At 73.4% G+C, this 17,883-nt stretch carries 16 protein-coding genes; 13 read left to right on the top strand and 3 right to left on the bottom strand.

The features are described 5' to 3' along the window. Positions 1-112: 112 nt before the first annotated feature. From lysA to ACGGZK_RS16160, 7 genes are all read left to right on the top strand, one after another. Positions 113-1,537 carry a diaminopimelate decarboxylase gene (gene lysA / locus ACGGZK_RS16190; protein WP_395243649.1) on the top strand — a complete coding sequence of 475 codons (1,425 nt, stop codon included), beginning with the start codon at positions 113-115 and terminating at the stop codon, positions 1,535-1,537. After that, the gene (locus ACGGZK_RS16185) at positions 1,534-2,844 is read left to right on the top strand and encodes a homoserine dehydrogenase (protein WP_395243648.1); all 1,311 of its coding nucleotides are present in this window, start codon (positions 1,534-1,536) and stop codon (positions 2,842-2,844) included. Before lysA ends, ACGGZK_RS16185 begins: the two co-directional genes overlap by 4 nt. Beyond that, positions 2,841-3,938, top strand: coding sequence for a threonine synthase (thrC, locus tag ACGGZK_RS16180; protein WP_395243647.1), 1,098 nt, complete (start codon positions 2,841-2,843; stop codon positions 3,936-3,938). The genes ACGGZK_RS16185 and thrC overlap by 4 nt, the downstream gene beginning before the upstream one ends. Beyond that, a complete protein-coding gene (gene thrB, locus ACGGZK_RS16175; RefSeq protein WP_395243646.1) occupies positions 3,935-4,906 on the top strand; it encodes a homoserine kinase in 972 nt (323 codons plus the stop codon). The genes thrC and thrB overlap by 4 nt, the downstream gene beginning before the upstream one ends. Positions 4,907-5,153: 247 nt before the next feature. Continuing rightward, positions 5,154-7,235 (top strand): transcription termination factor Rho, encoded by a 2,082-nt coding sequence (gene rho / locus ACGGZK_RS16170; RefSeq protein WP_395243645.1) that lies wholly within the window; start codon positions 5,154-5,156, stop codon positions 7,233-7,235. A 3-nt stretch (positions 7,236-7,238) separates the two neighbouring features. Then, on the top strand, positions 7,239-8,312 hold the full coding sequence (gene prfA / locus ACGGZK_RS16165) for a peptide chain release factor 1 (protein ID WP_395243644.1): 1,074 nt from the start codon (positions 7,239-7,241) through the stop codon (positions 8,310-8,312). A 197-nt stretch (positions 8,313-8,509) separates the two neighbouring features. Continuing rightward, on the top strand, positions 8,510-9,493 hold the full coding sequence (locus ACGGZK_RS16160) for a hypothetical protein (protein WP_395243643.1): 984 nt from the start codon (positions 8,510-8,512) through the stop codon (positions 9,491-9,493). Positions 9,494-9,654: 161 nt separating this feature from the next. On the opposite strand, the gene epsC is transcribed toward ACGGZK_RS16160, so the two are convergent. Beyond that, positions 9,655-10,239 carry a serine O-acetyltransferase EpsC gene (gene epsC / locus ACGGZK_RS16155; protein ID WP_395243642.1) on the bottom strand — a complete coding sequence of 195 codons (585 nt, stop codon included), beginning with the start codon at positions 10,237-10,239 and terminating at the stop codon, positions 9,655-9,657. A 4-nt stretch (positions 10,240-10,243) separates the two neighbouring features. Then, positions 10,244-11,179 carry a cysteine synthase A gene (gene cysK / locus ACGGZK_RS16150; RefSeq protein WP_395243641.1) on the bottom strand — a complete coding sequence of 312 codons (936 nt, stop codon included), beginning with the start codon at positions 11,177-11,179 and terminating at the stop codon, positions 10,244-10,246. 95 nt (positions 11,180-11,274) lie between these two features. Here cysK and prmC point away from each other — a divergent pair, with 95 nt between their 5' ends. Then, positions 11,275-12,171, top strand: a complete 897-nt coding sequence (gene prmC, locus ACGGZK_RS16145) for a peptide chain release factor N(5)-glutamine methyltransferase (protein ID WP_395243640.1) — start codon at positions 11,275-11,277, stop codon at positions 12,169-12,171. Between the two features lie 69 nt (positions 12,172-12,240). Here prmC and ACGGZK_RS16140 read toward each other — a convergent pair whose 3' ends face one another. Continuing rightward, a complete protein-coding gene (locus ACGGZK_RS16140; RefSeq protein ID WP_395243639.1) occupies positions 12,241-13,281 on the bottom strand; it encodes a TetR/AcrR family transcriptional regulator C-terminal domain-containing protein in 1,041 nt (346 codons plus the stop codon). Between the two features lie 127 nt (positions 13,282-13,408). Between ACGGZK_RS16140 and ACGGZK_RS16135 the strand changes: the two genes are divergently transcribed. From ACGGZK_RS16135 to ACGGZK_RS16115, 5 genes are read left to right on the top strand one after another with little or no spacing between them, the layout of a single operon-like run. Then, entirely contained in the window at positions 13,409-14,344 is a 936-nt protein-coding gene (locus tag ACGGZK_RS16135) for an ATP-binding cassette domain-containing protein (RefSeq protein WP_395243638.1), read from the top strand. A gap of 2 nt (positions 14,345-14,346) precedes the next feature. Further along, on the top strand, positions 14,347-15,183 hold the full coding sequence (locus tag ACGGZK_RS16130; protein ID WP_395243637.1) for an ABC transporter permease: 837 nt from the start codon (positions 14,347-14,349) through the stop codon (positions 15,181-15,183). Between the two features lie 53 nt (positions 15,184-15,236). Then, positions 15,237-16,067: an L-threonylcarbamoyladenylate synthase gene (locus ACGGZK_RS16125; protein ID WP_395243636.1), complete on the top strand. Its 831-nt coding sequence runs from the start codon at positions 15,237-15,239 to the stop codon at positions 16,065-16,067. Then, entirely contained in the window at positions 16,064-17,380 is a 1,317-nt protein-coding gene (locus ACGGZK_RS16120; RefSeq protein ID WP_395243635.1) for an MraY family glycosyltransferase, read from the top strand. The genes ACGGZK_RS16125 and ACGGZK_RS16120 overlap by 4 nt, the downstream gene beginning before the upstream one ends. Next, on the top strand, positions 17,377-17,856 hold the full coding sequence (locus ACGGZK_RS16115) for a hypothetical protein (protein WP_395243634.1): 480 nt from the start codon (positions 17,377-17,379) through the stop codon (positions 17,854-17,856). Before ACGGZK_RS16120 ends, ACGGZK_RS16115 begins: the two co-directional genes overlap by 4 nt. The last annotated feature ends 27 nt before the right edge of the window (positions 17,857-17,883 follow it).

Here is a 17,883-nt window from a genome sequence, read left to right as displayed (position 1 = left end):
CGCCCCGATAGACTCCACGCGTCCGCTTCTGCGGTCTCGCACGGCTTCAGGAACCGATCCGGGTTCGCTCGCCGAGGCGTGCCCCTCGATCCTGTAGTCCCGTGAGGTTCCCGTGGCATCCACCGTCCCCGATCCCGTCACCCGGCGCGCGCCGGCCGACGCCAACGCGCTCGCGGCGGCGGTCTGGCCGCAGGGCGCGCACCGCGACGCCGACGGGCGCCTCGTCGTCGGCGGCGCCGACGCGAGCGCACTCGCCGCGCGCTTCGGCACCCCGCTCTACGTCGTCGATGAGGCCGGCGTGCGCGCCCGCGCCGTCGAGGCGAAGGCCGCGTTCGACCGCGCCGCCGCGGCCGTCGGCACCGATGTGACGGTCTATTACGCCGGCAAGGCGTTCCTCTCCGGCGCCGTCGTGCGCTGGATGACCGAGGCCGGGCTCGCGATCGACGTCTGCACCGGCGGCGAGCTCGCCGTCGCGCTCGCCGCGGGCGCCGATCCCGCGCGCATCGGCTTCCACGGCAACAACAAGTCCGCCGACGAGATCGAGCGGGCCGTCGCCGCCGGCGTCGGCACGATCATCCTCGACAGCGAGGCCGAGATCGCCCGGGTCGCGGATGCCGCGGCGAACGCCGGCCGCGTGCAGCGCGTGCGGCTCCGGGTGAACAGCGGCGTCCACGCGTCCACCCACGAGTTCCTCGCGACCGCGCACGAAGACCAGAAGTTCGGCGTGCCGCTCGGTCGCGCCGTCGAGCTCGGCACGCGCATCCGCTCGTACGCCTCGCTCGACCTGCTCGGCCTGCACTGCCACATCGGATCGCAGATCTTCGACGCCGCCGGCTTCGCGGAGTCGGCCGAGCGCCTGCTCGCCGCGCACGCGGAGCTCGCGCGCATCGCGCCGCTGCCCGAGCTGAACCTCGGCGGCGGGCTCGGCATCGCCTACACGGAGGACGACGACCCGGCCCCCATCGACGAGCTCGCCGAGCGCATCGCGCAGCGCGTCGCCGAGACGTCGGCCGCCCTCGGGGTACCCGTGCCGAAGCTCGCCTTCGAGCTCGGCCGCGCGATCATCGGCCGGGCCGGCATCACGCTCTACACGGTCGGCACCGTGAAGCCCGTGCCGATCGACGGCGGCGTGCGCACCTACGTGAGCGTCGACGGCGGCATGAGCGACAACGCCCGCACCGCGCTCTACGGCGCCGCGTACTCGGCCCGCGTCGCCTCGCGCACGTCGGATGCCCCGCCCGCGCTCGTCCGCGTCGCCGGCCGGCACTGCGAGTCGGGCGACATCGTCGTCGACCAGGAGTACCTGCCCGCCGACGTCGCCCCGGGCGACCTGCTCGCCGTCGCGGCGACCGGCGCCTACTGCTGGTCGCTGTCGAGCAACTACAACCACACGCCGCGACCGGCGGTCGTCGCCGTGCGCGACGGCGACGCGCGGGTGATCGTCCGCGGCGAGACCGAGGCCGACCTGCTCGCCAGGGACCTCGGGCTCGAGGCATCCGATGCCGTCGCCGCACCGGTCCGAGGGGAGACCGCATGATCGAGTACCGACCCATCCGCGTGGCGCTGCTGGGCGCCGGCTCGGTGGGCTCGCAGGTGGCGCGCCTGCTGCTGGAGCACGGCGACGAGCTCGCCGGCCGCATCGGCGTGCCGCTCGAGCTCGCCGGCATCGCCGTGCGCGACCTCGACGGCCGCCGCGACGCCGACCTGCCGCGCGAGCTGTTCACGACCGACGCCGAGGGGCTCATCGTCGGCTCCGACATCGTGGTCGAGCTGATCGGCGGCATCGAGCCCGCGCGCAGCCTCGTGCTGCACGCGATCGCCTCGGGCGCCGACGTCGTCACGGGCAACAAGGCGCTCCTCGCCTCGCACGGGCCCGAGCTGTTCGCCGCCGCCGAGCAGGTGGGCGCGCAGCTCTCGTACGAGGCGGCCGTGGCGGGGGCCATCCCGATCATCCGACCGCTGCGCGAGAGCCTCGCGGGCGACCGCGTCGACCGCATCCTCGGCATCGTGAACGGCACGACGAACTTCATCCTCGACCGCATGGACACCACCGGCGCCAGCCTCGAGGACGCGCTCGCGACCGCGACCGACCTCGGCTACGCCGAGGCCGATCCGACGGCCGACATCGGCGGGTACGACGCCGCGCAGAAGGCGGCGATCCTCGCGAGCCTCGCCTTCCACACCAGCGTGCCCCTCGAGGCCGTGCACCGAGAGGGCATCACCGGCGTCACCGCCGAGCAGGTCGAGTCGGCCCGGGCCGCCGGATACGTGGTGAAGCTCCTCGCGATCTGCGAGCGGCTCGCCGACCCCGAGAGCGGCGAGGAGGGCGTGTCGGCCCGCGTGTACCCGGCTCTCGTGCCGCGCACGCACCCGCTCGCCGCCGTCCGCGGGGCCAACAACGCGGTGTTCGTCGAGGCGTCGGCCGCCGGCCCGCTCATGTTCTACGGCGCCGGAGCCGGCGGCGTGCAGACCGCCTCGGCCGTGCTCGGCGACCTGGTCGCCATCGCCCGACGCCACGTCATCGGCGGCCCGGGCACGAGCGAGTCCACCCACGCCGACCTCCCCGTCCTGCCGATCGGCCGGGTCATCACGAGGTACGCGATCACCCTCGAGGTCGCCGACGAGCCGGGTGTGCTCGCGACGATCGCGCAGGTGTTCGCCGACCACGGCGTCTCGGTCGAGCAGCTCCAGCAGACCGTGGGCGCCGCCAGCGGTCGGGCTACGCTGGTCATCGGCACGCACGAGGCGACCGAGGCCGCCCTCGCCGACACCGTCGCCGCCCTCTCGGAGAGCCCAGTCGTGGCCTCCGTCGCATCCGTCCTCCGAGTCGAAGGAGCCCAGTGAACCAGCCCACCCCCAAGCCCGGATCTCGCCAGTGGCGCGGGGTCATCCGCGAGTACGCCGACCGGCTCGACGTCACCGACGCGACGCCGGTCGTCACCCTCGGCGAGGGCGGCACGCCGCTGCTGCCCGCCCCCGCGCTCAGCCGCCGCACCGGCGCCGACGTGTGGGTGAAGTTCGAGGGCATGAACCCGACGGGCTCGTTCAAGGACCGCGGCATGACGATGGCCGTGACCAAGGCCGTCGAGCACGGCGCCAAGGTCGTCATCTGCGCCTCCACCGGCAACACCTCGGCCTCCGCCGCCGCGTACGCCACCCACGCCGGCATCGGCGCGGCCGTGCTCGTGCCCGAGGGCAAGATCGCGATGGGCAAGCTCAGCCAGGCCGTCGCCCACAACGCGCAGCTGATCCAGGTGCAGGGCAACTTCGACGACTGCCTCGACATCGCCCGCGACCTCGCCGCGAACTACCCGGTCCACCTCGTGAACTCGGTGAACAACGACCGCATCGAGGGCCAGAAGACCGCGGCGTTCGAGGTCGTCGAGGTGCTCGGCGACGCGCCGGACTTCCACTTCATCCCCGTCGGCAACGCCGGCAACTACACGGCGTACACGCGCGGCTACCGCGAGGACATCGCGACCGGCAACGCGACCCGCCTGCCGCGGATGTTCGGCTTCCAGGCCGCCGGTTCCGCGCCGCTCGTGCGCGGCGAGCCGGTGAAGGACCCCGACACGATCGCCAGCGCCATCCGCATCGGCAACCCCGCGTCGTGGGCGCTCGCGCTCGAGGCGCGCGACGAGAGCGACGGGTACTTCGGCGCCATCGAGGACGCGCAGATCCTCGAGGCCCAGCGCATCCTCTCGGCCGAGGTCGGCATCTTCGTCGAGCCCGCGAGCGCCATCTCGGTCGCCGGCCTGCTCGAGCGCGCCGAGGCCGGCTGGATCCCCGCCGGCTCGCGCGTCGTGCTGACGGTGACCGGCCACGGCCTCAAGGACCCGCAGTGGGCGCTCCGCGGTGCCGACGGCACCGAGGTCACGCCGACGGTCGTGCCGGTCGACGCCGACGAGATCGCCGGCGTGCTCGGGCTGCTGCCGTGAGCGCGCCGGCCGCGGACCTCGCGGTGGGGGAGCGCGCCGCGCCCGACCTCGCGGGCCGTCACGTGCTCGTGAAGGTCCCCGCGACCAGCGCGAACCTCGGCCCGGGCTTCGACACGCTCGGCCTCGCGCTCGCCCGCTACGACGAGGTCGAGGTCGAGGCGCTGCCCGCCGGCCGCGCGCTCGAGGTCGTCGTGCACGGCGTCGGCGAGGGCGAGGTGCCGCTCGACGAGTCGCACCTCGTCGTCCGCGCGATCGCGCACACGTTCGCTCGTCGCGGCCTCGCGCTGCCGCCGATCCGCCTCGTCGCGCGCAACGCGATCCCGCACGGCCGCGGCCTCGGGTCGTCGGGGGCCGCGATCGTCGCCGGCATCATGGCGGCGAAGGGCCTGCTCGAGGGCATCGAGGAGTTCGACGCCGACGACCTGCTGGAGCTCGCGACCGAGCTCGAGGGCCACCCCGACAACGTCGCGCCGGCGCTCTTCGGCGGCCTGACGATCGCGTGGACCACGCCCGAGGGCCCGCGGCACAAGAAGCTCATCGTGCACCGCGGCGTGTCGCCACTCGTGTTCGTGCCCGAGCACGAGATGTCCACGGCGCTCGCGCGGTCGCTCCAGCCGGAGTCGGTCCCGCACGAGGACGCGGTCTTCAACGTCTCGCGCTCGGCCCTGCTGGTCGCCGCACTCGTCCAGTCGCCGGAGCTCCTGCTCGCCGCGACCGAGGACAAGCTGCACCAGCACTACCGGGCCCAGGCGATGCCCGAGACCGACCGGCTCATCCGGGTGCTGCGCGCGGCGGGGCATCCGGCCGTCGTGTCGGGCGCGGGGCCGTCGATCCTCGTGCTCGCGAGCGACCCGGCCGAGCGGGCCGACGCGGTCCGCATCGCCGAGGAGTCCGCCGAGACCGTGTGGCAGGCGCTGCCGCTCGCGGTGGACTTCAAGGGTGCGACGGTCACCGACGTCGAGGGATGACCCGAGACGGCGGATGACCCGCCGTCGGGCGCGTCGCATTGGCGATCCGCCCCTCGCTCGGTGTTAGACTGACCACGCACCCGGCAGTCGGCACAGTGAATGCGCCGCAGCCGCATCGTGTGATTCCCAGCAGTTTTTGCTCTCGCCTCGCGCAGGTCGACGCCTCCGTGCGCTCCGCCCTGATCCGCCCGGCGACCAGCTCTCCTGGCCGGCACCCCCTGCAGCCAGGGGAAAGGACCATTTCCCAGTGACCAACGCACCCGAACACCTCGAGGGCGCGATCGATCGTGGCCGCCTCAGCGCCATGAAGGTCGCCGAACTCGTCGAGCTCGCAGCCACCCTCGGCATCACCGGCGCCGCGAAGCGCCGCAAGGGCGAGCTCGTCGAGCTCATCGCCGACCACCAGGACGGCGCCGCCGCCCAGGCCGCGGAGGCGCCCGCCGCCGACGCCGCGCCCGAGGCGGACGCTCCGGCCGCCGTCGAGGAGGCCCCTGCGGCCCCCGCCGACGCGCCGCCGGCCGACGCCGCCCCGGCCGAGGAGGCCGACGCCGCGCCCGCCGAAGCTCCGGCCGAGGCATCCGCTCCGGTCGAGGCATCCGCTCCGGTCGAGGCCGCGGCTCCGACCGAGGCCGCCGCACCGCCCGCCCGCCGTGGCCGCCAGCCGCGCCGTGCGACCACCGCCAGCACGGCCGCTGCCGCCGCCCAGCACGTGAACGGCGGCGACTCCGGCGTCGCGCTCGTGCCGAGCGACGACGCCCGTGAGGCGGCCCGCGCGGCCGTCCGCGAGGAGCTCGCCGCTGCGACCGGCGAGGCGCCCCGCCAGAACGGCCAGTCCGCCGAGGGCGCTCCCGCCGAGGAGCAGCGCTCCGGCCGTCGTCGCCGTCGTGGCGGCGGTGGCGGCGGGCAGAACGCCGGCCAGAACGGCGGAGCCAACGCCGCCGCCACCGGCGACGCGCAGCAGAAGCCCGCGCAGGACGGCGGCCGCCGCCAGGCCGACGCCGACCGTGCCGAGGGCGAGGGCCGCCAGCCCCGCGAGGGCCAGGACGGCCAGCAGCCGGGCGACGGCGAGGGCCGTCGCGGCCGCTACCGCGACCGCAAGCGCCGCGGCCAGGGCGGCGTGGCCGGCGACGACGTCGACACCGAGATCCTCGACGACGACGTGCTCATCCCGATCGCGGGCATCCTCGACGTCCTCGACAACTACGCGTTCGTGCGCACCACCGGCTACCTCCCGGGCCCGAGCGACGTGTACGTCTCGCTCGGTCAGGTGAAGAAGTACCACCTGCGCAAGGGCGACGCGGTCGTGGGCTCGATCAAGCAGCCGCGCGACGGCGAGGCGAACAGCCGCCAGAAGTACAACGCCCTCGTCAAGATCGACTCGATCAACGGGCAGACCCCCGACGAGGCCGCCGCGCGCGTCGAGTTCCAGAAGCTCACGCCGCTGTACCCGCAGGACCGCCTCCGCCTCGAGACCGAGCCGACGAAGCTGACGCAGCGCATCATCGACCTCGTCGCGCCGATCGGCAAGGGCCAGCGCGGCCTCATCGTCGCGCCGCCCAAGGCCGGCAAGACGATCGTGCTGCAGCAGATCGCCAACGCGATCTCGATCAACAACCCCGAGGTCCACCTCATGGTCGTGCTCGTCGACGAGCGCCCCGAGGAGGTCACCGACATGCAGCGCACGGTGAAGGGCGAGGTCATCGCCTCGACCTTCGACCGTCCCGCCGAGGACCACACGACGGTCGCCGAGCTCGCCATCGAGCGTGCGAAGCGCCTCGTCGAGCTCGGCCACGACGTCGTCGTGCTGCTCGACTCGATCACCCGCCTCGGCCGCGCCTACAACCTCGCGGCGCCGGCCTCCGGCCGCATCCTCTCGGGCGGCGTCGACGCGTCGGCGCTGTACCCGCCGAAGCGCTTCTTCGGCGCGGCGCGCAACATCGAGAACGGCGGCTCGCTGACCATCCTCGCCACCGCGCTCGTCGAGACCGGGTCGAAGATGGACGAGGTGATCTTCGAGGAGTTCAAGGGCACCGGCAACAGCGAGCTCCGCCTGTCGCGCCAGCTCGCCGACAAGCGGATCTTCCCGGCCGTCGACGTGAACGCGTCGTCGACCCGCCGCGAGGAGATGCTGCTGTCGCCCGACGAGGTGAAGATCACCTGGAAGCTCCGTCGCGCCCTCGCGGGCCTGGAGCCCCAGCAGGCCCTCGAGGCCGTGCTCGGACGCCTGCGCGAGACCCAGTCGAACACCGAGTTCCTCCTGCTCATGCAGAAGTCGGCCCCGGTGGGCGGCAACGGCCATGGTGCCGGGCACGAGTCCGACCACCGCTGAGCCGTGTTCGAGACCGTCCACGCCCTGATCGCGGAGCACGGCGAGCTCCAGGAGGAGCTCGCCGACCCTGCGCTCCACGCCGACGCCGCACGCGCGAAGAAGGTGAACCGGCGCTACGCCGAGCTGAGCCGGATCGTGCACGCCCACGAGTCGTGGGTGCAGGCGGGGGAGGACCTCGCCGCGGCGCGGGAACTCGCCAAGGAGGACGACGCGTTCGCCGACGAGGTCCCCGACCTCGAGGCGGGCCTCGCGGAGGCGCAGGAGAAGCTCCGGCGCCTGCTCATCCCGCGCGACCCCGACGACGGCCGCGACGTGATCATGGAGATCAAGGGCGGCGAGGGCGGCGCGGAGAGCGCCCTCTTCGCGGCCGACCTGCTGCGCATGTACATCCAGTACGCGCAGTCGAAGGGCTGGAAGACCGAGCTCCTCGAGCGCGACGAGTCCGACCTCGGCGGGTACAAGAACGTCCAGGTCGCGATCAAGTCGAACGCCACCGACCCGTCGCAGGGCGTCTGGGCGCACCTCAAGTACGAGGGCGGCGTGCACCGCGTGCAGCGCGTGCCCGTCACCGAGACGCAGGGGCGCATCCACACCTCGACGACGGGCGTGCTCGTCTTCCCCGAGGTGGACGAGCCGGAGGAGGTCGAGATCAACCAGAACGACCTCAAGATCGACGTCTACCGCTCGAGCGGCCCCGGCGGGCAGTCGGTGAACACGACCGACTCGGCCGTGCGCATCACGCACGTGCCGACCGGCATCGTGGTGTCGATGCAGAACGAGAAGTCGCAGCTGCAGAACCGCGAGGCGGCGATGCGCGTGCTCCGCGCCCGCCTGCTCGCGCGCCAGCAGGAGGAGCTCGACGCCGCCGCATCCGACGCGCGCAAGTCGCAGATCCGGTCGATGGACCGCTCCGAGCGCATTCGCACGTACAACTTCCCGGAGAACCGCATCGCGGACCACCGCACGGGCTACAAGGCGTACAACCTCGACCAGGTCATGAACGGCGCGCTCGACCCCATCGTCGAGTCGGCGATCCGCGCCGACGAGGAAGCCCAGCTCGCGGGCGACGACGCGTAGTCCGCCGGCTGCTGCGCGCCTGCGCTGCGCGGCGCGCGCTCCGCGCCACTTCCGGGGCCGGCGCGCCGCTCCGCGTGGCGCGCGCGCCCCGGAAGTGGCGCGGGAGCACTCCTTCACAGGCGGCCCGGTCCCGCCGGGAGTGCACGGGTGACGGATGCCTCGCTGCATGAGCGGTTCCCGCGACGCACGATGGCCGGATGCGGCTCGATGACCTTCCACGCGGTCCCGACGGACTCGTCTCGTTCGCCAGGGCGGAATCGCTCGGGCTCACCGAGCAGCTCCGCACGGCCCGTGCGGCGGGCGCGCTCGTCCCGGTCCGTCGCGGCGTGTACGCCGAACCGTCCGCGCTCGAAGGCCTCGATGCGATCGACCGGCATCGCCTCGCCGCCCATGCGGTCGCGGTGCAGCGGCCCGGTGTCGTGTTCGCCGGTGCGACCGCGGCGGTCCTGAGCGGCCTGCCCTGCGTCGGCGCTCGGTTCGGCGAGGTGACGGTCCTCGCGCCGCGCGGCTCCGGCCGCTGTCGCAACGGGGTGCGGGAGCTCGTGCGGGTTGAGGTCGACGCCCGATCGATCACCGGCGACGGATTCGCCACGACGTCGCTCGTCGACACGCTGATCGAGGTCGCCCGGTCGCAGTCGCTGCTCACGGCGCTCGTGATGGTCGATGCGGCGCTGTACCGGTCGCGCACGGGCGCGCTTTCGCGCTGCACGATCGACGAGTTGCGGGTGCGGTTCGCAGAGCTGCTTCCATTCCCGTCGAGTCGGAAGGTCGGCGCCGTCCTCGATCGGGCTACGGATCTCGCCGAGACCCCGCTCGAGACCCTCAGCCGCGTGCGAGTCGACGAGTTCGGGTTCCCCGAGCCGGTGCTGCAGTTCGAGGTGCTTCGGCCTCGCAGCGGCCGGCTCGCGTACCTCGATCTCGCGTGGCCCGAGCAGGGCATCTGGGGCGAGGCGGACGGTGCGGGCAAGTACCTCGGCGCTGGTGCCGACCGCCGATCGCCGGCCGACATCGTTCGCGAGGAGAAGCGCCGGGAGGACGAGGTCCGGTCGGCCACCGGCTGGCGATGCGTACGGTGGGACTGGTTGGAGGCCTGGCGCGGCGAACCCCTTCGCCGCGCACTCATCGAGGCCGGCCTCCCGCTTCGCTCCCGGCGACCGCGTCGGGCCCGCGACTCCGGGTGACGCCGGCCGGCGTGCCCGTGTCCGGTCGAGCGAAGCGCGCGCGCCACTTGCGCGGCGCGCGCGCCGCAGGCGCGGGCGCGGATGCCCCGGAAGTGGCGCGCGCGAACGGGCGCACTGAGCGCGCGAGCGCACTGAGCGAGCGTGCGCACACGCAGCGCCCGTCAGATCATCCAGTGCCAGTCGTGCACGCCGCGGGCGGCGTCGGCGGTCGCGTGCGAGAGCGGGCGGACGGTCGCCGGCACGCCGACGATGAGCGAGTACTCCGGCGCGTGCTTCGTGACGACGGCGTTCGCGCCGACGGCGCTCCACGCGCCGATGACGATGTCGCCGAGGATCTTCGCGCCGGCGCCGACGGTCACGCCGTCCTCCAGCGTCGGGTGGCGCTTCGTGCCTGGCGGGGTGTTCCGGGGCGCCTTCCCGCCGAGCGTGACGCCGTGGTAGAGCATCACGTCGTCGCCGATGATCGTCGTCTCGCCGATCACGACGCCCATGCCGTGGTCGATGAAGAACCGCCGGCCGATCGTCGCCCCGGGGTGGATCTCGATGCCGGTGAGGAACCGGGCGAACTGGGAGAGCAGCCGCGCGGGCAGTCGCCAGCCGGCCACCCAGAGGCGGTGGGTGAGGCGGGCCGTCCAGATCGCGTGGAGGCCGGAATACGCGAGGAAGACCTCGAGACTGCTCCGTGCGGCGGGATCGTGCGCACGGGCGGTCGCGAGGTCTTCCTTCAAGCGGGTGAGGATCGACACCCGATCAGTCAAGCAGACCCTCGTACAGAACCGTCGACAGGTACCGCTCGCCGTAGCTCGCGACGATGACGACGATGGTCTTGCCGGCGTTCTCGGGGCGCTTGGCGAGTTCGAGCGCCGCGTACACGGTCGCGCCCGACGAGATGCCGCCGAGGATGCCCTCCTGCGTGCCGAGGAGGCGTGCCGTCTCGACCGCCTGGTCGATGTTGACGTCGATGATCTCGTCGTAGACGTCGCGGTCGAGGATCTCGGGCACGAAGTTGGCGCCGATGCCCTGGATCTTGTGCGGGCCGGGGGCGCCGCCGTTGAGGATGGGTGACTCGGCCGGCTCGACGCCGACGATCTTCACCTCGGGCTTGCGCTCCTTGAGCACCTGGCCGGTGCCGGTCAGCGTGCCGCCGGTGCCGATGCCCGACACGAAGATGTCGACGCCGCCGTCGGTGTCGTTCCAGACCTCCTCGGCGGTGGTGCGGCGGTGGATCTCGACGTTCGCCTCGTTCTCGAACTGGCGGGCGAGGATCGCGCCGGGCGTCTCGGCGGCGATCTGCTCGGCGCGGGAGACCGCGCCCTTCATGCCCTCGGAGCCGGGCGTGAGCACGAGCTCGGCGCCGTAGGCCTTGAGCAGCGCACGGCGCTCCTTCGACATGGTCTCGGGCATCGCGAGGATGACCTTGTAGCCGCGGGCCGCGCCGATGAGGGCGAGCGCGATGCCGGTGTTGCCGCTGGTGCCCTCGACGATGGTGCCGCCGGGCTGGAGCGCGCCGGATGCCTCGGCCGCGTCGACGATGCCGACGCCCAGGCGGTCCTTGACGCTCGCGGACGGGTTGTAGAACTCGAGCTTCGCGAGGACGGTCGCGCCGGCCCCGTCGGTGAGGCGGTTGAGGCGGACGAGCGGTGTGCGACCGAACGCCTGGGTGATGTTGTCGAAGACCTGCGCCATGAGGTGGACCCCTCCTCGGGTCGGAAGCGTGCGGGGAAGCCTTCCCAGCCTAGGAGCGGGGCGGCGCGGCCGACCAGTGCGTTACATTCCATTTCGTGAATGCGAACGAGCCGCCGGTCGACGCGGATGCCCCGGGGCCGGCGCTGCGCGACGCGCTCCGCGCGGCCGCCGACCGGCTCCGAGCCGCCGGGGTGCCCGATCCCGACGTCGACGCCGAGCTCCTCGCCGGCCACGTGCTCGGGCTGTCGCGCGGCGGCGTGCAGGCGCGCGCGATCATCGGCGGCGGGCTCGGGGCATCCGAGGCATCCGAACTCGACGCGCTCGTGGCTCGCCGGGCCGCGCGCGAGCCGCTCCAGCACCTGACCGGGCGGGCGCCGTTCCGCGCGCTGGAGCTGCGGGTCGGCCCGGGCGTGCTGGTGCCGCGGCCCGAGACGGAGCTCGTCGCGCAGCTCGCGATCGACGCGCTGCGCGCCGTGCCCGACCCGGAGCCGATCGCGGTCGACCTCGGCACCGGCAGCGGCGCGATCGCGCTCGCGCTGGCGACGGAGGTGCCGCACGCGCGGGTGATCGGCGTGGAGCTGTCGCCCGAGGCGCTGGCGTGGGCGCGCCGGAACGCCGACGAGGTCGGTGCGTCGAACCTCGAGCTGGTCGAGGGCGACCTCGCCGACGCCCTGCCCGAGCTCGACGGGCGCGTCGCCGTGGTGGTGTCGAACCCGCCGTACGTGCCGAGCGCGCTGGTGCCGGCCGACGCCGAGGTGCACGCGCACGATCCCGCGCTCGCGCTGTACGGCGGCGAGGACGGACTCGACGTCATCCGCCCCCTCTCGCGTCGCGCGTTCGCGCTCGCGCGGCCGGGCGGCACGGTCGTGATCGAGCACGCCGAGCACCAGTCCGCGGCGATCGCCGCGATCCTCACGGGCGACGGATGGCGCGCCGTCGCGCATCACCGCGACCTGACCCTGCGCGACCGGGCGACGACCGCGATCCGCTGACGCGCGGCGCCGCCTGCGATCCGATGGCGCTCGGCGGACGGCGCCCGGCCGATGGCGACCCGCCGACGCTCAGCCGCGCGCGGCGCGCTCCGCCTCGCGGTCCGCCTCGCGGGCCGCCCGCTCGGCGTCGCGCGCCTCCCGCTCGTCGGTGCGGCGGCGTTCGTCGCGCTCCTTCTCGAGCACGCGCTTGATCGCCTCGCGTTCGCGCTTCTGCGCCTCGCGGAGCGCCTTCTCGGCCTCCCGGCGCGCCTTGGCCGCCTCGCGTACGGCCTTGTCGCGGGGGAGGGCGAGCGTCGGTCCCGGCACGACGGGCGGCGGTGCGGGGCGTCCCTCGGCGAGCCGTGAGACGTGGTGCTCGATGCCGTCGAGGATGCGCTCGAAGCCGAACGCGGTGTCGTCGCCGATGTCGCCCGGTCCGCTCTCGGCGAGGTAGCCGCCGCCGAGGAAGACCGGCGCGAGGTCGGGGAAGCGCTCGGGGGTCACGAGTTCGGCCAGCGCCGCGAACGCGCCGGCTCCGGCGCCGGCCGCGACCGCGCCGCCGGTCTCCGATGCAGCGGCGGCGGCCGCGGCGTCGAGGTCGCGCTCCTGCGCGCTCGTGGCGCGGGCGTAGCTGGTGAGCAGCAGCAGCGCGGAGATCTTCTCGCCGTCGGTGAGCGGCAGGCTGCGCGTCTCGCGGAGGAACCAGTCGACGACGGCGAGGCTGTTCGGCGTCACCGGCGCTCCGGAGACGGGGATGTCGACGAGCCACGGGTGCTCGCGGTAGGCGGCGCGGATCGCCTGGAACCAGGCGGTGAGCCCGGTGCGCCAGTCGCGCTCGAGTCCGTCGTCGGGGATGGGCACGGCGCTCGCGGCCTCGCCCATGAGGAGCACGAGGTCGTCCTTGCCGGTGATGTACCGGTAGAGCGACATCGTCGTGTAGCCGAGCGACTGCGCGACGCGGCTCATCGACACGGCGGCGAGGCCCTCGGCATCGGCGATGGCGACCGCCGCCTCCACGATGCGCTCGATGCTCAGTTCGCGCTTGGGCCCGCGCTGCGGGTTGACGGTGACGCCCCAGGCGAGGGCGATGCCGCGGGGCAGTTCGGGTTCGGCGGGGCTGTCGGCGGTCATCCGGATCCGTTCCTCGGCGGGGTGCTTGCGTCCAGTCTAGAACTGTGTATTACTTAAACCGTGTGTAGGCGGCATACACAGTGTATGCAATAGACGATTCGATGAACGGGAAGCGGGAGGCGATCGCATGACGCTCGCGATCGAGGCCGAGGGCCTCACCCGGCGGTTCGGCCGGCAGGAGGTGCTCCGGGGGATCGACCTGCGGGTCGCCACCGGGTCGGTCTACGCCCTGCTCGGTCCGAACGGGGCCGGCAAGTCCACCACCATCAACATCCTCACGACGCTCGTCCGGCCCGACGGCGGCACGGTCCGCGTCGCCGGCCACGACGTCGAGCGCGAGCCCGACGCGGTGCGCGCGCGGATCAGCCTCACCGGGCAGGCCGCGGCCGTCGACGAGGTGCTCACGGGCCGGGAGAACCTCGTGATGCTCGGCCGGCTGTCCGGCCTCTCCGCGCGGATCGCCAAGGCCCGGGCGGCCGAACTGCTCGACCGGTTCGACCTCGCCGAAGCCGCCGACCGCCGCGTCGGCACGTACTCGGGCGGCATGCGACGCCGGCTCGACCTCGGGCTCAGCCTCGTGGTGCCCGCCGACGTGGTCTTCCTCGACGAACCCACGACCGGGCTCGACACCCGCAGCCGCCAGGAGCTCTGGCGGATCATCCGCGAGGTGTCGGGCGCGGGCGCCACGGTGTTCCTCACCACCCAGTACCTCGAGGAGGCCGACCAGCTCGCCGAGCGCATCGCCGTGCTCGACGACGGCCGGGTCGCCGCCGAGGGCACGCCCGACGAGCTCAAGGCGCGCGTCGGCGGCGAGGTCGTCGAGCTCCGCGGCCCCGACGACGAACTGCTCGCCGAGCGCCCGACCGACGGCACCGTCCACGGGCTGCGCGCCGCGATCGACGAGCTCGATCGGCTCGAGGCATCCGCCACCGTCCAGGCCCGCGTGGTGCTCCGCCGCCCGAGCCTCGACGACGTGTTCCTCGCCATCACCGGCGGCACCGCGCACGCGGAGCCCGCCGACGGCGAGGCATCCGACCGCGACCTCATCTCGACGAAGGGCTGACCATGACCGCCGCACTCGCACCCACCGCGCCGGGCGGCCCGGCCGCGCCGGCGACCGGCCCCGCCGGCGTCCGTCGCCGGCCGTCCGGGCTCGTGCCCGAGGCCGTTTTCATCCGCCGGAGCATCACGCACTCGCTGCGCGACGCCGAGGCGCTGACGATGGCGATCATCCTGCCGACCATGCTCATGCTGCTGTTCACGTTCGTGTTCGGCGGCGCGCTCGACCCGGGCGGCGGCTACGTCGACTACGTCGTGCCCGGCATCATCCTGCTCTGCGCCGGGTTCGGGGCCAGCTCGACGGCGCTCTACGTCGCGCGAGACATGTCGACCGGCGTGATCGACCGGTTCCGCACGATGCCGCTCCGCGCGAGCGCCGTGCTCACCGGCCACGTCGTCGCGAGCGTGCTGCGCAACCTGCTGGCCACCGCCGTGGTCATCGGCGTCGCGCTCCTCGTGGGCTTCCGCCCGACCGCGGACCCGGTGGAGTGGGTCGGCGCCGTCGCGCTGATCGCGCTGTACATCCTGGCGATCACGGCGCTGTTCGCCGCGATCGGCCTCGCCGCGCACAGCCCCGACGCGGCGAACGCGTACGGCTTCATCCTGCTGTTCCTGCCGTACCTGTCGAGCGCGTTCGTGCCCGTCGAGACGCTGCCGGACTGGCTGCGGTGGATCGCGGAGCACCAGCCGATCACCCCGATCATCGAGGCGATCCGCAGCCTCCTCATGGGCACGCCGATGGGCGACTCGGGATGGCTCGCGCTCGGCTGGTGCGCGCTCGTCATCGCGATCGCCGGCGTCTGGGGCGCCCGGCTGTTCCGTCGGAAGGCGGGGCGGCGCTGACTCGGACCCGCGCCCCGGGGACGCCCGGGGCGTGGGTCTAGAATCGAGCGGTCATGAGTGAGATCTACGACTGCTCGGTCGACTCCCAGCTGCTCACCGGAATGCGACTCGCGCGTGGCGCGATCGGCCGCGGGGAGCTCGTCGTGATCCCCACGGACACGGTGTACGGGCTGGCCGCCGATGCCTTCAACGCCACGGCCGTGCAGCGACTGCTCGATGCGAAGGGCCGCGAGCGCACGTCGCCGCCTCCGGTGCTCATCCCCGGCCTGCCCACGCTCGACGCGCTCGCGCGCGAGGTGCCCGACGTGGTGCGCACGCTCGTCGACGCGTTCTGGCCGGGCGGCCTCACCGTCATCCTGCACGCGCAGCCCTCGCTGCAGTGGGACCTCGGCGAGACGCGCGGCACCGTCGCGCTGCGCATGCCCGACCACCGCATCGCGCTCGAGCTGCTGAGCGAGACGGGCCCGCTCGCGGTGTCGTCGGCGAACCTGTCGGGGCGGCCCGCGGCCGAGACCGCGGGTGCCGCACAGGAGATGCTCGGCGACTCGGTCGCGGTGTACCTCGACGGCGGCAACGCCGGCGAGGCGTACGAGGCGGTGGGGGAGCGCCCGGGCGACCGGTCCTCGACCATCGTCGACGCGACCCGGATCGCCGACGGGGGGCGGCTGCGCATCGTGCGCGCGGGCGTGATCACCCGTGCCGACCTCGAGCGCGTCGTCGGCGCCGACGCGATCGAGCCCGAGGGCGCGGCGGCTGAGGCCCCGGCGGCGGATGCTCCGGCGGCGGATGCTCCGGCGGCGGATGCTGCGACCGAGGAGGCCTCGCCGGCGGATGCCGCGGCCGAGTCCGGCGCCGACGGGGAGGCGGACCGGGCCGCCTCATGACCCTCTTCATCGCCCTCGCGCTGCTCGCGGCGCTCGTGAGCTTCGTCGGCTCCGTGATCGTGTGGAAGCTGAGCCTCAAGTACCGGCTCTACCCGAAGATCCGCGAACGCGACGTGCACACCCGGCCGACGCCCCGGCTCGGCGGCATCGCGATGTTCGTCGGCATCCTCGTCGCGTTCGCCGCGGCCGCGTGGGTCTCGTCGCTCGGGCCGAACCGGTTCTCGAACGTCGCCATCATCTTCGAGAACCCGACGCAGATCCTCGCGATCCTCGGTGCCGCCCTCCTCATCGTGCTCATCGGCGTCGCCGACGACATCTGGGACCTCGACTGGGTCACGAAGCTCGCCGGCCAGTTCCTCGCCGCCGGGCTCATCGCCTGGCAGGGCGTGTCGATCGTCTCCCTGCCGATCGGCGGCATCGCCGTCGGCTCCTCGTGGATGAGCGCCACGATCACCGTGTTCACGATCGTGCTCGTGATGAACGCCGTGAACTTCATCGACGGCCTCGACGGGCTGGTCGCGGGCGTCGCCCTCATCGCGAACGGCGTCTTCTTCATCTACAGCTACCTGCTCGTGCAGGAGACCTCGCCGTTCAACTACTTCAACCTGGCGTCGCTCATCGCCGTGGTGCTCGTCGGCGCGCTCGCCGGCTTCCTGCCGATGAACTGGCACCCCGCGAAGCTCTTCATGGGCGACGCCGGCGCCCTCCTCGTCGGACTGCTGATGGCGACCTCGGCGATCTCGGTGACCGGCCAGATCAACCCCGGCGCGGTCGGCTTCGACCAACTGTTCGCCGCGTTCATGCCGATCATCCTGCCGTTCGCGATCCTGATCATCCCGCTGCTCGACTTCGGCCTCGCGGTCGTGCGCCGGCTCAACGCGGGGAAGTCGCCCTTCTCCGCCGACCGCAAGCACCTGCACCACCGCCTGCTCGACATGGGCCACTCGCACCTGCACGCCGTGCTCATCTTCTACGGGTGGACGGCGGTCGCGTCGGTCGGATGCCTCCTCACCTACGTGTTCCCGGTGTACCTCGGCATCGACGCCGGGTGGGCGTTCCTCCTCATCGGCCTCGGCTTCGTCGTGTGCGCGATCGTCACGCTCGCCCCGCTCGGGCGCCGGAAGCGCCGGACCCTGGCCGCTGAGGCGGCGTCCGCGCCGGCGACGGCCGCGGCGGCGAACGCCGACGAGCTCGAGGCACCCGAACCCGCCGAGGCATCCGAGCCCTCCGCGGCATCCGTCCCGCCCGGGGCGTCCGAGCCCTCCGCGGCATCCGTCCCGCCCACCGCCGACTCGACCACAGGAGCACGATGACCGAGCCGACCCCCGCCCCCGCCGACCGCACCCCGACGTCGAACCCGGTGCTGCGGAAGGCGCTCATCTGGGGCGCGGCCCTGGCCGGCGTGATCCTCGTCGTCAGCGGCGTCCTCGGCTACGTGTTCGCGGGCACCGAGGGCCTCGTCAGCGCCCTGCTCGGCACCGTGATGGCGGTGGTGTTCATGGGCATCACGGCCGCGAGCATCCTCTTCGCCAACCGCTTCGCCGGGAGCGACCTCTTCGTCGGCGTGTTCTTCGGCATCGTGCTCGGCGGCTGGCTGCTGAAGTTCATCGTCTTCATCGTGCTCGTCGTGCTGCTGCGCGACGCCGAATGGCTCGACCCGACGGTGCTCTTCCTCAGCATCGTGGCGGGCGTGATCGCCTCGCTCGTGGTCGACGTGCTGGTCGTCGCGCGCTCGCGACTGCCCTACGCGAGCGACGTCACGCTGCCCCCCGCACCGAAGGACGAGTGAGACGGCCGGCGGATTCGTCCGCCGGTA

The sequence above is a fragment of the Agromyces sp. MMS24-K17 genome (genome assembly GCF_043950245.1).
GTDB lineage: Bacteria > Actinomycetota > Actinomycetes > Actinomycetales > Microbacteriaceae > Agromyces.
This window is presented reverse-complemented; position numbering and strand designations above follow the sequence as displayed.

Bases quoted from the DNA above. Each gene is read 5' to 3' on its own strand.
- ACGGZK_RS16135 (WP_395243638.1), top strand. From the start codon at position 13,409: ATGACGCTCGCGATCGAGGCCGAGGGCCTCACCCGGCGGTTCGGCCGG.
- ACGGZK_RS16125 (WP_395243636.1), top strand. From the start codon at position 15,237: ATGAGTGAGATCTACGACTGCTCGGTCGACTCCCAGCTGCTCACCGGA.
- ACGGZK_RS16140 (WP_395243639.1), bottom strand. From the start codon at position 13,281: ATGACCGCCGACAGCCCCGCCGAACCCGAACTGCCCCGCGGCATCGCC.
- ACGGZK_RS16160 (WP_395243643.1), top strand. From the start codon at position 8,510: ATGCGGCTCGATGACCTTCCACGCGGTCCCGACGGACTCGTCTCGTTC.
- cysK (WP_395243641.1), bottom strand. From the start codon at position 11,179: ATGGCGCAGGTCTTCGACAACATCACCCAGGCGTTCGGTCGCACACCG.
- ACGGZK_RS16115 (WP_395243634.1), top strand. From the start codon at position 17,377: ATGACCGAGCCGACCCCCGCCCCCGCCGACCGCACCCCGACGTCGAAC.
- ACGGZK_RS16185 (WP_395243648.1), top strand. From the start codon at position 1,534: ATGATCGAGTACCGACCCATCCGCGTGGCGCTGCTGGGCGCCGGCTCG.
- ACGGZK_RS16130 (WP_395243637.1), top strand. From the start codon at position 14,347: ATGACCGCCGCACTCGCACCCACCGCGCCGGGCGGCCCGGCCGCGCCG.
- ACGGZK_RS16120 (WP_395243635.1), top strand. From the start codon at position 16,064: ATGACCCTCTTCATCGCCCTCGCGCTGCTCGCGGCGCTCGTGAGCTTC.